This window comes from Bacteroides sp. NSJ-39 (assembly GCF_014287315.1).
In the GTDB taxonomy this organism is placed as follows: domain Bacteria; phylum Bacteroidota; class Bacteroidia; order Bacteroidales; family Bacteroidaceae; genus Bacteroides; species Bacteroides finegoldii.
Genome location: NZ_JACOOB010000012.1, coordinates 128,758 through 144,524, shown reverse-complemented (window position 1 = coordinate 144,524; position 15,767 = coordinate 128,758). Strand labels below are relative to the sequence as shown.

16 protein-coding genes and 1 tRNA gene are annotated in these 15,767 nt (G+C 44.0%); 10 read left to right on the top strand and 7 right to left on the bottom strand.

Features of this window, described 5'->3' with window-relative positions; all coding sequences use genetic code 11:
- A partial coding sequence (locus tag H8S63_RS14140; protein WP_186927107.1) for a transposase occupies positions 1 to 235 on the top strand: 235 nt, incomplete at its 5' end.
- A gap of 121 nt (positions 236 to 356) precedes the next feature.
- Here the strand turns inward: H8S63_RS14140 and H8S63_RS14135 are convergent.
- Positions 357 to 427, bottom strand: a tRNA-Gln gene (locus tag H8S63_RS14135).
- 264 nt (positions 428 to 691) lie between these two features.
- Here H8S63_RS14135 and rsfS point away from each other — a divergent pair.
- From rsfS to H8S63_RS14120, 3 genes are read left to right on the top strand one after another with little or no spacing between them, the layout of a single operon-like run.
- On the top strand, positions 692 to 1,051 hold the full coding sequence (gene rsfS / locus H8S63_RS14130; RefSeq protein WP_007749124.1) for a ribosome silencing factor: 360 nt from the start codon (positions 692 to 694) through the stop codon (positions 1,049 to 1,051).
- A gap of 9 nt (positions 1,052 to 1,060) precedes the next feature.
- Positions 1,061 to 3,193, top strand: coding sequence for an ATP-dependent zinc metalloprotease FtsH (gene ftsH / locus H8S63_RS14125; protein ID WP_007749126.1), 2,133 nt, complete (start codon positions 1,061 to 1,063; stop codon positions 3,191 to 3,193).
- A gap of 31 nt (positions 3,194 to 3,224) precedes the next feature.
- Positions 3,225 to 4,067 carry a phosphatidate cytidylyltransferase gene (locus tag H8S63_RS14120; protein ID WP_055278629.1) on the top strand — a complete coding sequence of 281 codons (843 nt, stop codon included), beginning with the start codon at positions 3,225 to 3,227 and terminating at the stop codon, positions 4,065 to 4,067.
- A gap of 113 nt (positions 4,068 to 4,180) precedes the next feature.
- Here the strand turns inward: H8S63_RS14120 and H8S63_RS14115 are convergent, their stop codons facing one another.
- The 3 genes from H8S63_RS14115 to surE all read right to left on the bottom strand — a co-directional run bounded on the left by H8S63_RS14115 (position 4,181) and on the right by surE (position 7,075).
- Positions 4,181 to 4,987, bottom strand: a complete 807-nt coding sequence (locus H8S63_RS14115) for a NigD-like protein (protein ID WP_186927167.1) — start codon at positions 4,985 to 4,987, stop codon at positions 4,181 to 4,183.
- Positions 4,988 to 5,078: 91 nt separating this feature from the next.
- Positions 5,079 to 6,215 carry a lipid-A-disaccharide synthase gene (gene lpxB, locus H8S63_RS14110; RefSeq protein WP_186927166.1) on the bottom strand — a complete coding sequence of 379 codons (1,137 nt, stop codon included), beginning with the start codon at positions 6,213 to 6,215 and terminating at the stop codon, positions 5,079 to 5,081.
- A 92-nt stretch (positions 6,216 to 6,307) separates the two neighbouring features.
- Positions 6,308 to 7,075 (bottom strand): 5'/3'-nucleotidase SurE, encoded by a 768-nt coding sequence (gene surE, locus H8S63_RS14105; protein WP_055278631.1) that lies wholly within the window; start codon positions 7,073 to 7,075, stop codon positions 6,308 to 6,310.
- A 57-nt stretch (positions 7,076 to 7,132) separates the two neighbouring features.
- On the opposite strand from surE, the gene H8S63_RS14100 reads away from it, so the two are divergent.
- Complete coding sequence (locus tag H8S63_RS14100; protein WP_186927165.1) at positions 7,133 to 7,276, top strand: hypothetical protein; 144 nt, start codon at positions 7,133 to 7,135, stop codon at positions 7,274 to 7,276.
- Positions 7,277 to 7,369: 93 nt separating this feature from the next.
- Here the strand turns inward: H8S63_RS14100 and H8S63_RS19855 are convergent, their stop codons facing one another.
- A complete protein-coding gene (locus tag H8S63_RS19855; protein WP_195545194.1) occupies positions 7,370 to 7,525 on the bottom strand; it encodes a hypothetical protein in 156 nt (51 codons plus the stop codon).
- 554 nt (positions 7,526 to 8,079) lie between these two features.
- Between H8S63_RS19855 and H8S63_RS14095 the strand changes: the two genes are divergently transcribed.
- The 5 genes from H8S63_RS14095 to H8S63_RS14075 all read left to right on the top strand — a co-directional run bounded on the left by H8S63_RS14095 (position 8,080) and on the right by H8S63_RS14075 (position 14,280).
- Positions 8,080 to 8,844 (top strand): ParA family protein, encoded by a 765-nt coding sequence (locus tag H8S63_RS14095; protein ID WP_007749166.1) that lies wholly within the window; start codon positions 8,080 to 8,082, stop codon positions 8,842 to 8,844.
- An 11-nt stretch (positions 8,845 to 8,855) separates the two neighbouring features.
- The gene (locus H8S63_RS14090; protein WP_007749168.1) at positions 8,856 to 9,746 is read left to right on the top strand and encodes a ParB/RepB/Spo0J family partition protein; all 891 of its coding nucleotides are present in this window, start codon (positions 8,856 to 8,858) and stop codon (positions 9,744 to 9,746) included.
- A complete protein-coding gene (locus H8S63_RS14085; protein ID WP_007749176.1) occupies positions 9,747 to 10,631 on the top strand; it encodes a DUF5683 domain-containing protein in 885 nt (294 codons plus the stop codon). It abuts the gene before it with no gap.
- 34 nt (positions 10,632 to 10,665) lie between these two features.
- Complete coding sequence (locus H8S63_RS14080; RefSeq protein ID WP_029425813.1) at positions 10,666 to 11,961, top strand: lytic transglycosylase domain-containing protein; 1,296 nt, start codon at positions 10,666 to 10,668, stop codon at positions 11,959 to 11,961.
- 72 nt (positions 11,962 to 12,033) lie between these two features.
- Positions 12,034 to 14,280, top strand: coding sequence for a bifunctional (p)ppGpp synthetase/guanosine-3',5'-bis(diphosphate) 3'-pyrophosphohydrolase (locus tag H8S63_RS14075; RefSeq protein ID WP_186927164.1), 2,247 nt, complete (start codon positions 12,034 to 12,036; stop codon positions 14,278 to 14,280).
- A gap of 108 nt (positions 14,281 to 14,388) precedes the next feature.
- Here H8S63_RS14075 and H8S63_RS14070 read toward each other — a convergent pair whose 3' ends face one another.
- The gene (locus H8S63_RS14070) at positions 14,389 to 14,733 is read right to left on the bottom strand and encodes a MerR family transcriptional regulator (RefSeq protein ID WP_007749190.1); all 345 of its coding nucleotides are present in this window, start codon (positions 14,731 to 14,733) and stop codon (positions 14,389 to 14,391) included.
- A 24-nt stretch (positions 14,734 to 14,757) separates the two neighbouring features.
- Complete coding sequence (locus tag H8S63_RS14065) at positions 14,758 to 15,726, bottom strand: M23 family metallopeptidase (RefSeq protein ID WP_186927163.1); 969 nt, start codon at positions 15,724 to 15,726, stop codon at positions 14,758 to 14,760.
- Positions 15,727 to 15,767 lie beyond the last annotated feature (41 nt).

Below are 15,767 nucleotides of genomic sequence, written 5' to 3'. Positions count from 1 at the left end.
CAGGCAGCATTGGTCTATTGAGAATAATCTTCATTGGCAACTGGATGTTACCTTTCGGGAAGACTACAGTAAAAAGGTGAAAAATGCAGCCAGAAACTTTTCGGTGGCAACAAAGATGGCGCTTACCATACTAAAGAATGAGAAAACAACAAAAGGAAGCATGAATCTGAAAAGACTAAAAGCCGGATGGGATGAAAAATATTTATCACAACTTTTACAGGAAAATAATTTTTAATGCGTCTGCCCTGCCACCGAATTAGCGTCAACTTTTTTTCGGATGGCATTTGTCAAATGCACAAAAAACCCGCTAAAATTGCATTTTAGCGGGTTTTTGTCAGTAAAAAGCTGGTGATTTGTTGGGCTACCTGGATTCGAACCAGGAATGACAGGACCAGAATCTGTAGTGTTACCATTACACCATAGCCCAATGATTTTCGTTTGCGGGTGCAAAGATACAAATAATTTGGGAAATCAAAACATTTTAGCTATTTTTTTTGCAAAAATCCTCAAATTAGTTTTCCCTAAGCAACTATCTCCACTAAAAAACACAAAAATTGAAGTATAACTTTCTTGTATCCAATAAATCAGCGTATATTTGTCAAAAATATCACGTTTATAATCAGAAACAAAGGGTGAGCCTTTTTTGTTATAAACCAAAAGAGAACATGAATTATTAATATCAAATGTAAGAATGAACGATACTAAAGTATTAATCGAGAAAATAAAAGAGGGAATTCAAGAAAAAAAAGGTAAGAATATCGTTATTGCCGATCTAACCAAAATAGAAGATACCATCTGTAAATATTTCGTTATCTGTCAGGGGAACTCTCCCAGCCAAGTAAGTGCTATTGTAGACTCAATCAAAGAATCCACACGAAAGGGTGCTGACAGCAAGCCTTTTGCAGTAGACGGACTCCGGAATGCCGAATGGGTAGCTATGGATTATGCAGATGTATTGGTACATGTATTTTTACCGGAAGCAAGAGCCTTTTATAATCTTGAACACCTTTGGGCTGATGCCAAACTTACTCAAATCCCCGATTTAGACTAAATTACAATTATGGACAATAAGAATAGCAATAACAATAATAACAGCAACAAACCTAACAATAAGGTTAACTTGCCAAAGTTCAATTTGAATTGGATGTATATGATTATTGCCCTGATGCTTCTCGGCCTCTGGTGGGGCAGTGATTCAAAGGGTGTCGGAAGTAAAAACGTTACTTACAGCGAGTTTCAGGACTACGTAAGAAATGGATATGTCAGCAAAGTACTGGGTTATGAAGATAAGTCAATCGAAGCTTATCTGAAACCCACTGCTGTTGGCGCCGTATTCGGAGCAGACTCCACAAAGGTGGGACGTAACCCCGTCATTACCAGCCGGACACCGTCTACCGATAAGTTGGAAGAATTCCTGCAAACGGAAAAAGAAGCCGGTCATTTCGACGGAACATCGGATTACCCTCCTAAGTCGGACATATTTCCCGCTATCTTGATTCAGATCCTTCCGCTCGTTCTGCTAGTAGCACTATGGATATTTTTCATGCGCCGTATGAGCGGTGGCGGAAGTGGAGGTCCCGGTGGCGTATTCAACGTAGGGAAATCAAAAGCCCAACTTTTTGAAAAAGGAGGAGCCATCAAAGTCACCTTCAAGGATGTAGCCGGTCTGGCGGAAGCCAAACAGGAAGTGGAAGAGATTGTCGAGTTCCTGAAAGAACCGCAGAAATACACGGATCTGGGAGGTAAAATACCTAAAGGAGCTTTGTTAGTAGGCCCTCCGGGAACAGGAAAGACATTGCTTGCCAAAGCGGTTGCCGGTGAAGCGAACGTACCCTTCTTCTCTCTTGCCGGATCGGATTTTGTGGAAATGTTCGTAGGTGTAGGTGCATCCCGCGTCCGCGACTTGTTCAAACAGGCAAAAGAGAAAGCTCCCTGTATTGTCTTTATTGACGAAATCGATGCAGTGGGACGCGCACGTGGCAAAAATCCCGCAATGGGAGGAAACGACGAGCGCGAAAACACCTTGAACCAGTTGCTTACGGAAATGGATGGCTTCGGTTCCAACAGTGGTGTGATTATTCTTGCCGCTACCAATCGGGTAGACGTATTGGACAAAGCCTTGCTCCGTGCTGGGCGTTTCGACCGCCAGATACACGTAGATCTGCCCGACCTGAATGAACGTAAAGAAGTATTTGGCGTACACTTGCGCCCGATCAAGATAGATGACACGGTAGATGTAGACTTGCTGGCTCGCCAGACTCCGGGATTCTCCGGCGCCGACATTGCCAATGTCTGCAACGAAGCGGCATTGATCGCTGCCCGTCACGGAAAGAAATTCGTTGGCAAACAAGACTTCTTGGATGCAGTAGACCGTATCATCGGTGGGCTGGAAAAGAAAACCAAGATTACTACAGAAGCCGAAAGACGTTCTATCGCCTTGCACGAAGCGGGACACGCGTCCATATCCTGGTTGCTGGAATACGCCAACCCTCTAATCAAAGTGACAATTGTTCCTCGTGGACGTGCATTGGGAGCAGCCTGGTATTTGCCGGAAGAGCGTCAGATCACAACAAAAGAACAAATGCTCGATGAAATGTGTGCTACGCTGGGAGGACGTGCAGCCGAAGACTTATTTATCGGCCGTATCTCTACCGGTGCAATGAACGATCTGGAAAGAGTTACGAAACAGGCATACGGTATGATTGCTTATTTAGGAATGAGTGATAAGCTGCCTAACTTATGTTATTACAACAACGAAGAATACTCCTTCAACCGTCCATATAGCGAGAAAACAGCCGAGCTTATCGACGAAGAAGTAAAAAAGATGGTCAACGAACAGTATGAACGTGCCAAAAAGATCCTGTCTGAACATCAGGAAGGTCACAATCAATTGGCACAATTACTGATTGACAAAGAAGTGATCTTTGCGGAAGACGTTGAGCGTATTTTCGGAAAGCGTCCTTGGGCTTCCCGTTCAGAAGAAATCATGGCAGCCAAAGAAAGCCAGGATGCGGCTAAAGCAGAAAAGCAACTTGCTGAAAAGCTGAAAGGGGAAGAAAAAGAGATAAAAGAAGAGGAAGCCAAGAATTCTGCGGAAGAAAAAGCTGCGGAAAGAAAAGTTACCATAGAAGGTTCTAAAGTCACTGTAGAGAAAAATACATCTACGGAACCGACTACCGATAAAGAAAAATAAGCCACTGTTTAATCAATTAAAAAACGAGCTGATTGTGAACAATTTTATAAAACGAGCCATCACAGGTGTACTCTTTGTTGCTATTTTGGTAGGATGCATCCTCTATGGCGCATTTAGCTTCGGCATCTTATTTACCGCCATTAGCGCACTCGCCATTTATGAGTTCGGACAACTGGTTAATATGCGTGCGGAAGGGGTTCAGATAAACAAGGCTATCAATATGCTGGGCGGCGCTTATCTGTTTCTTGCCATCATGGGATTCTGCATTGACGCGGCTGATTCCAAAATCTTTATCCCCTACGTACTGCTATTGCTGTATATGATGATCAGCGAGCTGTATCTGAAGAAAGAGAATCCCGTGCTTAACTGGGCTTATTCCATGTTCAGCCAACTCTACATCGGACTTCCATTCGCTTTACTGAATGTATTAGCTTTCCACAACGATCCGGAATACAGCAGCATAAGTTATAACCCTATTCTACCACTATCTATCTTTATTTTCCTTTGGCTGAATGACACAGGTGCTTATTGCATCGGTTCGCTTATCGGAAAGCACAGATTGTTCGAGCGTATCTCTCCTAAAAAATCATGGGAAGGTTCTATCGGCGGCGGAGTAGTAGCGATCGGAGTAGCCTTCATACTTGCTCATTATTTCCCAGTGATGTCCATGCCGGAATGGGCAGGGCTAGCTTTAGTCGTAGTTATATTCGGCACATGGGGGGATTTGACAGAATCACTGCTGAAACGTCAGTTGCACGTTAAAGATTCGGGAACTATTCTTCCGGGACACGGAGGAATGCTCGACCGTTTTGACAGTTCTTTAATGGCTATCCCGGCAGCGGTCGTTTATTTGTATGCACTAACCTGGTTCTAATCCAATCGCTTTATCGGATTATCAAACAAACCAACATCATAAAAAGAAAAGGTCGGGAACTTCATAGGAAGTGCTCCCGACCTTTTTCACATACAGCGAATCATAGTTAGAGGTTATCGGATTGAAGAAGTGGAATGCACATCCTTCGCCTTTTCCGGCACTCCTACCGGATGGTCGAAATCAAGAACGATCACTCTTCCTTCTCCATTTTCTTTTGAATTTATAGTAACTTTAAAACCTTTCATCGTAGTTTCACCATCCTCTTCCGTCGGATAGAAATCTTCCAGATTATAGGAAACCCGTCCCCATCCCCAATAACCGGTCACATCATCATACGTATTATAACGCAACTCCAGATGAACATAACCGTCTTCAGCAACATTTACCGTCTCCGGTGCTGATGGGTCACCAGGTTCACCGGGTTCAGTCGTATCCATCAGATTCTGAACAAGGCTGATACGATGTTTCGTCGAACGAGGCAGGTTCTGATGGAAAATAACATTCAGGTATTTTCCCCCTAGCCACATATCACCTTGATAAATCACAATCGGATCATTTCCAAATTCCTCTTCTTCTTCCGTAGTTTTCATTTCTTCCACCCCTTTAGTCAAGACATCCTGAATGCCTTCCATTTTTACCTGAACGCCCTTCTCGTCTTTCATATCAGCCAAAGGATTAAAGAATGCAACCACCCGTTCACCATCTACCGGTCTGTACCAAGGAATGGAAGAGCTGACCGGATCAATGATTCCCCAACGGTCACCCTCCAGGAAATAACCGCCGCCACCGGTTGTACGTACGGTCGCCCAGTCCCAACTGAAATCTCCGATAGAATAATAATCGTCGTCATCGTCACATGACTGCAACATTGGCACCAATGCCAACAATAGAATTCCTAAAAGCCATTTAAATTTTTTCATGTTAGATCCTTTCTTTTTCAACCTTCTGTCTTATAAATAAAAAAGCCGTGCAAATATTGCATCGGCTTTACGTTTATTCAGAAAAAGAAAGTTATTTTTTCAACAGCTCCAACATCTTGCGCGCCGCATGACGAGGAGCGCCTGCCGGACCTAGCCGTTCAGCCATACGCTCATATTCCGCCAGCATTTCACTCCTGCACTTGTCATCTTCAAGAATTTTTTCCAGTTCACTCTGCATATTCTTCACTGTCATCGTATCAGCCACCAATTCCTTCACAACCTCACGGTCCGCAATCAGATTGACCAAAGAAATGAACTTCACCGTCAGAATATGACGTCTCAAGAACGAAATCACTTTTCCAATCGGAGTGTGATAACAAACTACCTGCGGAATGCGGAACAACGCCGCCTCAAGGGTAGCCGTCCCCGAAGTAACCAAAGCCGCATCCGCGTGTTGCATCAGACGATAAGTCTGACCGAAAATAATTTTCACCTTCGACTCTCCTATATGCTGTTCGTAATATTCAGGAGCAATGGAAGGAGCGCCAGCCAGAACAAGTTGGTAGTCAGGGAAAGCAGAAGCCGCCTTCAACATATCCGGCAAGTTATCTTTTATCTCCTGTTTTCTGCTTCCTGCCAAAAGTGCAATAATCGGTTTATTCTCCAACTGATTATCCGCAATAAACTCAGCCGTATTTTTCGGATGCGCTTCCTGATAGGCCGTCACTTCATCCACTGTAGGATTCCCCACATAATGGATAGGATAGTGATGCTTTCCTTCAAAGAACTCGACTTCAAAAGGAAGAATGGAGAAAAGCTCGTCCACATCACGCTTTATATTCTTGATACGATATTCTTTCCAAGCCCATATCTTCGGAGAAATATAATAATATACGGGAATCTGCGTCTTTGCGTGGACAAACTTGGCAATATCCAGATTGAATCCCGGATAATCTACCAAAATGACAACATCCGGATTCCAGGAAACGATATCTTCCTTGCAACGTCTCATATTGGCAAAGATAGTACGCAGATGGAGCAACACCGGAATAAATCCCATATAAGCCAACTCCTTATAATGTTTCACCATCGTACCGCCTACGGCAGCCATCAGATCACCGCCGAAAAAACGAAATTCAGCTTGAGGATCTTCCACCTTCAAAGCTGCCATCAGATGAGAAGCGTGCAAGTCACCGGAGGCTTCGCCCACAATCAGATAATACTTCATAGAGTTGAGAGTTGAGAGTTGAGAGTTGAGAGTTGGTAGGGATAGATGACCAATAGAGTGTCATGCTTTCTTTTTCAACTTTCAATTTTCAACTAATTAAACCATTTATTAAGTTCATCAATAAAGTGATATGCCGTCACATCGACAGTCGTCGGAGTGATGGCCACGTAGCCGTTTGCTAACGCCCAATGATCGTTCCTTTCATTTTCAGGTTCATGATCGGTAAATTCACCTGTCAGCCAGAAATAATTCGGATCGCTCAGACGAGGGCAAGCAGCCCACTCGTTCGTCCAACACCCTTTGGCCTGTTCACAAATCTTTATTCCTTTTATATCAGCCGTATCCGGGAAATTCACATTCAAGCAAGTCAAAGGAGGAAGCCCTTTTTCCAGTACCATCGCGGCAATTTTGCGTATATAAGGTCCCGCAGCTTCAAAGTCCGCATCGGGAGCATGATTGCACAAAGAGAATCCAATGGAAGGAATCCCATTCAGACAACCTTCAAACACAACTCCCATCGTACCGGAATAATGTACATTGGTAGCCGAATTATCCCCATGATTAATACCACCCACTACCAAATCCGGTGTCCGGTCGAGTACTGTATTCCGAGCCAGTTTAATGCAATCGGTCGGGGTTCCCGAACATTTGTATACAGTCAGCCCAACTTCTTTTTTGACCAATTGATAATGAACAGGTTGTGTCACCGTAAGCGCACATCCGCTACCGGAACGCGGTGAATCCGGCGCCATTACCACGATTTCTCCTAATGGACGGAGAAACTTAACCAGCTCACTAATACCTTTAGCCATAATCCCGTCATCATTTGAAACGAGTATCAACGGCCTCTTATTTTCCATATATTCAATCCTTTCCTTTTTTAATTATTCGCACAAAAGTAGCAAAAAGAAGCCGGAATGCCAACATTGGTCAAATATAATCCATTGAAGTTTCGTAAGTTCAACCGACAAACTCAATCCGCCTGCGGTCATTTTCCGGTCAGAACGGCTTTCTCAGCCGGATACAAGCCGGACATTGAGTTATTCATGCGGCTTGTTTAATACATTATACAGCTTACTTAATACATTTATACGGTAGGTTTAATGTATTTAGAGGGTAATAATAACCCGTTTTACGTATATGAGCCATTCGGTTCACGTACGAAAACCTGAAAGTCCACGTACATCATCCGAACGAATCATGTACGTGAAACGGGAACGCAATGCCTTCCAAATACATTTGCAGTACCCCGTCTGTACGTTACATCTACCGGCTTTGGCTTTAAATACCGCATCATATACAGAGAACATAACCACTAAACAACTACTTCATTCAGAAGAAAACACAGCAAAAGCTCAATCTTCCGGTCAAAAAGGACTTTCTTAATACATAGGAATACAAAAGTCAGATTACGCATCAAAACACTAATAGTCAATCATATAATACACGCGAATGCCCAAACAGTAATGGATTAAGGTGATAATAAAAGCCTTATTTTTCTTGTTATCACCTTATTATCACCAAATCACATTTGACTATCAGCATGTTAAGTCTAAAAAGTGACAATAAAAAGAGAGTTTTAAAACTCTATGAAAGCGACGGAATCTCCTCCTCTCCCACCCGTTTACAAATCTTAATCTTCTGCAAGCGAGCAAAAAAAGGAATAGATATCCAATATAAATATGTATATTTGCAAACTCATAAAGAGAAAAACAGATGACGAACCTGCAAGATTTTGTAACTGCTTCGTCCGACAGTTATTAACAAAACAGGTGACTTATCAACAGAAATTGCAAAGTTTCTCTTTTTTCGTAGGCGCTCTAAGGATTTATCACTTATTTCGCTGCCAATAAATTTAGAGAATATGGGAAAAATTATTGCTTTGGCCAATCAAAAAGGTGGTGTAGGAAAGACAACGACTACGATTAACCTCGCAGCCTCACTTGCCACACTGGAAAAAAAGGTACTCGTGATAGATGCCGACCCGCAGGCTAATGCCTCTTCCGGATTGGGAGTAGACATTAAGCAGTCGGAATGCACTATCTATGAATGTATTATTGACAGAGCCAACGTACAGGACGCTATCCTCGACACGGAAATCGATTCTTTAAAAGTAATCTCTTCGCACATCAATCTTGTAGGAGCAGAGATTGAAATGCTGAACCTCCCAAACCGCGAAAAGATTCTGAAAGAAGTGCTCACTCCTTTGAAGGAAGAATATGACTATATCCTGATAGACTGCTCGCCTTCATTGGGACTTATCACCATTAATGCCCTGACAGCGGCAGATTCTGTGATTATCCCCGTACAAGCCGAATATTTCGCTCTTGAGGGTATCAGTAAGCTGCTGAACACGATCAAAATCATCAAATCAAAACTGAATCCGGCTCTAGAAATCGAAGGATTCCTCCTTACGATGTATGACTCACGTCTGCGTCAGGCCAATCAGATCTACGATGAGGTGAAACGCCACTTCCAGGAATTGGTGTTCAACACCGTTATCCAACGAAATGTCAAACTGAGCGAGGCTCCCAGCTACGGTGTTCCGACCATTCTTTATGATGCGGATTCCACCGGTGCCAAGAACCACCTGGCTCTTGCTAAAGAGATTATCAACCGAAATAAATAAGAGAAGAAGATATGGCAACACAGAGAAGAAATGCATTAGGACGCGGACTTGACGCCTTGCTCTCGATGGATGATGTGAAAACCGAAGGTTCTTCTTCCATTAATGAGATAGAACTGGCAAAGATTGCTGTCAATCCCAACCAGCCCCGTCGTGAGTTTGACGAAACAGCTTTACAGGAACTGGCTGATTCGATTGCCGAAATCGGTATTATCCAGCCGATCACCTTACGCAAAATATCGGACGATGAATATCAGATCATTGCCGGAGAGCGTCGTTACCGCGCTTCACAAAAAGCCGGACTGAAAACAATTCCCGCTTATATCCGCACTGCCGACGACGAGAACATGATGGAAATGGCGCTGATTGAAAACATCCAGCGTGAAGACTTGAATGCCGTAGAAATCGCACTTGCCTACCAGCACCTGCTTGACCAGTATGAACTGACCCAGGAACGCTTGAGCGAACGTATCGGCAAGAACCGGACAACCATCGCCAACTATCTGCGTTTGTTGAAACTGCCCGCTCCCATACAGATGGCTTTGCAGAACAAGCAGTTGGACATGGGACACGCGCGTGCGTTGATTTCACTGGGTGATCCGAAACTGCAAGTTAAAATATTTGAGGAAATACAAGAACACGGATATTCAGTCCGCAAAGTAGAAGAAATTGTTAAATCATTAAGCGAAGGAGAAGCTGTGAAAAGCGGTACGCGGAAAATAACTCCGAAGCGTGCCAAACTTCCGGAAGAGTTCAACTTACTGAAGAAACAACTCTCAGGCTTTTTCAACACCAAGGTACAACTCACCTGCTCCGAAAAGGGGAAAGGTAAAATCAGCATTCCTTTCGGCAACGAGGAAGAGCTGGAACGTATCATGGAAATCTTCGACACGCTAAAGAAGTAAATGACAAGAAAAAGTAAGAAATATCAGTTACTCGTCATCACCCTGCTTCTCTGTATTTTACAGGTGGCAGGGATTGATGTGTATGCACAGTCCACTGTCACCCCGATGAAAAGGGACACGACTATCACGCAACGGGAAGCCCCGAAAGCCCGTGCCCGCAGACATCGTGAACCGGCTGTACAAGATTCTTTGAAGAAAGACTCGATCCGGATTGTTCCCTCCAAAGAGCTTGTACCCCTCGACAGCCTGTCGGCCGCCAGTATACAAATAGCCGACAGTCTGGATGCAGCCAACAAGAAAGAATTAAAAAAGATTGAGCAGCCGGCATCCATCATGGTTAAGCCAGACAGCGTGCCTCCCGCAAAGGATATCAACAAAAAGATATTCATCCCGAATCCGACCAAAGCAACTTGGCTGGCAGTCGTATTTCCCGGCGGCGGACAGATTTACAACCGCAAATACTGGAAACTACCTATTATATATGGAGGATTTGCCGGATGTGCATACGCATTGAGTTGGAATGGCAAAATGTATAAAGACTACTCACAAGCCTATCTGGACATTATGGACAGCAATCCGAACACAAAAAGTTACGAAGACTTGTTGCCGCCCAACGCCACCTACAACGAAGAGCAGTTGAAAAATACAATAAAACGAAGAAAAGATATGTTCCGTCGTTATCGGGACCTCAGCATATTTGCATTTATCGGAGTTTACTTGATCTCTATCATCGACGCATACGTAGATGCGGAGTTGTCCAACTTCGATATCACCCCCGACCTGAGTATGAAAGTAGAACCGGCTGTTATTGACAATAACAACCAATTCCGCTCTACCAGTTTGAAGAACAAATCGGTGGGATTGCAATGTGTATTACGATTTTAAAAAACACAATTTAGATTGATCTTATTATTGAAGCATGAAGAAATTAGTTAACTATTGTTCGATGATTTTCCTTTTACTAGTGGCAACATCGCAAGTAAAAGCGCAAAGTGTAGATGTAGTGATTCGTGAAAATGGAACTGAGCGCAAAGAGAGCATTGACTTGCCTAAAAGTATGACATACCCGCTCGACAGCCTGTTGAATGACTGGAAAGCCAAAAACTATATTGACTTGGGTAAAGATTGCAGCACAGCGGAAATCAACCCTCTGTTCAGCGATTCGGTTTACATCGACCGTTTGTCGCGCATTCCGGCTGTCATGGAAATGCCCTACAACGATATCATACGCAAATTTATCGATATGTATGCAGGACGTTTGCGCAACCAGGTTTCTTTCATGTTAAGCGCTTGCAACTTCTATATGCCGATTTTCGAGGAAGCATTAGATGCATACGGACTTCCATTGGAGCTGAGATACCTTCCGATTATCGAATCCGCGTTGAATCCTTCAGCCGTATCGCGTGCCGGAGCTTCCGGTTTGTGGCAATTCATGATCGGTACGGGAAAGATTTACGGACTGGAGTCGAATAGTCTTGTAGACGAACGTCGCGACCCAATCAAGGCGACTTGGGCTGCCGCACGCTACCTCAAAGAGATGTATGATATTTACGGTGACTGGAATCTCGTGATTGCAGCCTACAATTGCGGTCCCGGCACTATCAATAAAGCAATCCGCCGCGCCAATGGTGAAACTGACTATTGGAAGATTTACAATTACCTGCCCAAAGAAACACGCGGATATGTACCGGCCTTTATCGCAGCCAACTATGTGATGACTTATTATTGCGATCATAATATCTGCCCGATGGAAACCAACATTCCGGCAAGCACGGATACCGTACAAGTCAACAAGAACCTGCACTTCGAGCAAATAGCCGACTTGTGCAACGTTCCGTTGGACCAAATCAAAAGTCTGAACCCGCAATATAAGAAACAAATCATTCCGGGTGATAACAAACCGTATACCCTCCGCCTACCGATCGAAGCCATCAGCACTTTTATCGACAGGCAGGATACAATTTTCGCACATCGTGCGGATGAATTGTTCCGCAACCGTAAGACCGTTGCCGTGAAAGAGATCAGTCCTTCTACACGAAGGGCTACGACAGCAGTTGCAGGTAAAGGGAAACCAACCTATTACAAGATAAAAAGTGGTGACACTTTATCGTCCATTGCCGAGAAATACGGAGTCAGAGTGAAGGATATACAGCGATGGAACGGAATGTCTAACACGAAGATTGCAGCAGGAAAACGATTGAAAATATACAAATAAACAGTTTCCCGCTTGCACCGTTCGGAAATTTGCTTATTTTTGCAAAACTAAGCAAATGAGAGGATAACAATTATGGATAATCTGCCCCCAAAAGAAATAGCTGATGAAGATATGATCAATCAGGCGTTCCAGCAACTACTGAATGATTATCTCAGCACAAAACATCGCAAGAAAGTTGAAATCATCACGAAAGCTTTCAACTTCGCCAACCAAGCGCATAAAGGTATTAAACGCCGTTCGGGTGAACCTTACATTATGCACCCGATTGCCGTTGCAAGTATTGTATGCAACGAAATCGGTTTGGGCTCGACCTCCATCTGCGCAGCCTTATTGCACGATGTGGTAGAAGATACCGACTACACCGTTGAAGATATTGAAAACATCTTCGGGCCGAAGATTGCCCAAATCGTAGACGGACTGACTAAGATATCCGGTGGAATATTTGGCGACCGCGCCTCAGCACAAGCAGAGAACTTCAAAAAGTTACTGCTTACCATGTCGAATGATATCCGGGTTATCCTTATCAAGATAGCCGACCGTTTGCACAATATGCGCACACTCGGTTCGATGTTGCCCAACAAGCAATATAAGATTGCGGGTGAAACGCTCTATATTTACGCTCCGCTGGCCAACCGTCTGGGGCTCTATAAGATAAAGACCGAGCTGGAAAACCTGAGCTTCAAATACGAACATCCCGAAGAATATGCAGAGATAGAGGAAAAGCTGAACGCCACAGCCGCCGAACGCGATAAGGTCTTTAATGATTTCACAGCCCCTATCCGTACACAACTCGATAAGATGGGATTGAAATACCGGATTCTCGCCCGTGTAAAATCAATCTATTCCATCTGGAACAAGATGCAGACCAAGCATGTTCCTTTCGAAGAGATCTATGACTTGCTGGCGGTCCGGATTATTTTCGAGCCCCGCAATATGGAAGAAGAACTCAATGATTGTTTTGACATCTATGTATCTATCTCCAAAATATATAAGCCGCACCCGGATCGCCTGCGCGATTGGGTAAGCCATCCCAAAGCAAACGGCTATCAGGCATTGCACGTGACTCTTATGGGTAACAACGGGCAATGGATCGAAGTCCAGATCCGTAGCGAACGGATGAACGACGTTGCCGAACAAGGCTTTGCAGCACATTGGAAATACAAAGAAGGAGGAGGCAGCGAGGATGAAGGAGAACTGGAAAAATGGTTGAAGACCATTAAGGAAATATTAGATGACCCACAACCGGACGCCATCGACTTCCTGGACACTATCAAACTGAACTTATTTGCTTCCGAAATATTTGTGTTCACACCCAAAGGGGAACTAAAGACTATGCCGCAGAATTCAACGGCACTCGACTTCGCATTCTCCCTGCATACCGACATCGGTAGCCATTGTATCGGTGCTAAAGTCAATCACAAATTAGTGCCGCTTAGTCACAAGCTGCAAAGTGGAGATCAGGTTGAGGTATTAACTTCTAAATCGCAACGTGTGCAACCGCAATGGGAAGTTTTTGCGACCACCGCCCGCGCCCGCACTAAGATAGCGGCAATTCTCCGCAAAGAGCGCAAAGCCAATCAAAAGATAGGTGAAGAACTACTGAATGAGTTCTTGAAAAAAGAGGAAATACGACCGGGAGAAGCTGTCATCGAAAAGTTGCGCAAGTTCCATAACGCCAAGAATGAAGAAGAACTGTTGGCAGCGATTGGCAGCAAAGCAATCATTCTGGGGGAAGCTGACAAAAATGAACTGAAAGAAAAGCAAACCAGCAACTGGAAGAAGTACCTTACTTTCTCTTTTGTCAACGGCAACAAAGACAAGCAGCAAGAGGAGAAAGAACCTCAGGAAAAAGAGAAGATCAACCCGAAACAAGTGCTCAAACTGACAGAAGAAAGTTTGCAGAAAAAATATATCATGGCAGAATGCTGCCACCCTATTCCCGGTGATGACGTATTGGGATATGTGGATGAGAATGACCGGATTATCATTCATAAACGCCAATGCCCCGTTGCCGCCAAGCTGAAGAGCAGTTACGGCAACCGCATATTAGCCACAGAATGGGATACCCACAAAGAACTGTCATTCCTCGTATATATATATATAAAAGGTATAGACAGCATGGGACTGTTAAACGAAGTGACGCAAGTTATCTCCCGGCAGCTTAATGTGAATATCCGCAAGCTGACCATCGAAACCGAAGACGGTATATTTGAGGGTAAAATACAGCTATGGGTTCATGATGTGGAGGATGTAAAGACTATCTGCAACAATCTGAAAAAGATTCAGAATATCAAACAGGTGAGCCGTGTAGGAGAGTAAATTCTATTTTTAAACGAGAATTATCGCAGATTAACGCAACGCAAAGAGAATATGAACTATCTGCGCAAATCTGCGTTTAATTCTTATTATTCTTATACCATGCCGTCTTTACTTGCGACCATCTAATTCTCCTTTAATAGCCAGAAGCTCTTCTTTAATCGCCTTCAACCGATTCATGATCTCATAATTCCGGACAGTAGCTTCTTTATTATCTTTCAAACGTTGGCGAGCGCCCGGAAGCGTCATGCCTTTCTCTTTCACCAGATGATAGATGAGCCCGATTGTTTCCACATCTTCTTTACGATATTGGCGTATTCCTCTACCGGCAGTCTTGGGGGAAATCTGCGGAAACTCCTTTTCCCAAAAACGGAGCAGAGAAGTATTGACTCCGAACATATCGGCAACTTCCCCTATGGAATAATATAGTTTCAGTTCTTTATCCGTATTAAGCATAATACCCCTGTCTTTTTTTTAGAATTAATCGAATACCTTACCGTGGTTGGCAGCCAACTGAATCATCTTTTCGTAATCCTCAGCACTTAAATCCATGAAATAATAGTTCACCGGATTCACCACCTGTCCCTTCACGTGCACTTCATAATGGAGATGCGGCCCGGTACTCTTTCCCGTACTGCCCACTTTTCCAATCACCTCTCCACGCACCACTTTCTTTCCGACTTTCGTATTAAACCCCTGCAAGTGAGCATATCGAGTGAGATATCCAAAGCCATGATCAATCTCAATGGTATTGCCATATCCGGTTTCCCACCCTACCTTTACCACAGTTCCGTCTCCGGTAGCATACACATCCGTTCCCGGATGAGCGGAGAAGTCCATTCCCGCATGGAACTTCGTCGTACCGTAAATAGGATCAATACGTGTACCATAACCGGAAGCCGTCTGACGAAGGTCCTTATTGGAAATAGGCTGAATGGCAGGAATACATTTCAACATTTCATCATGATTCTTGCACATATCCACCACGTCATCGAAAGATTTCGATTGGATATAGAGCCGTTTAGATAGAACATCCAGCTTCTGAGTAGTATTCACCACCAGTTTCGCATTCGCTAAGTCCATCAGTTCCTCATAACGGTTCGTACCTCCGTAACCGGCCTGACGGATAGCGGGAGGAACGGGATCGGACTGCAGGATTACCCGATAGAGGTTATCATCACGCTGCTGAATATCCTGAAGTACCCCCATAGCATCGTCCAAACGACGGGAAAGTACATTATATTGTGCCAAAAGACGGCTGTTTTCAATTCTTAATTCCTTCTCCGATGGAGAGCCGAAGATAAGAAGCAACACGATAAAACAGCCCGCTCCCAACCCCATACCATAGAAAAGCCGACGCAAAATACTAAGCGCACGCTGCCGCACGGTGGGGTAAATTCGATCGTATGTCTGCGTCTGTGGATTATAGATATAGTAAACTTTGCGCATCTTTTTGAAAATATTTCGCTTGTTAATACGGCAAAAGTAAT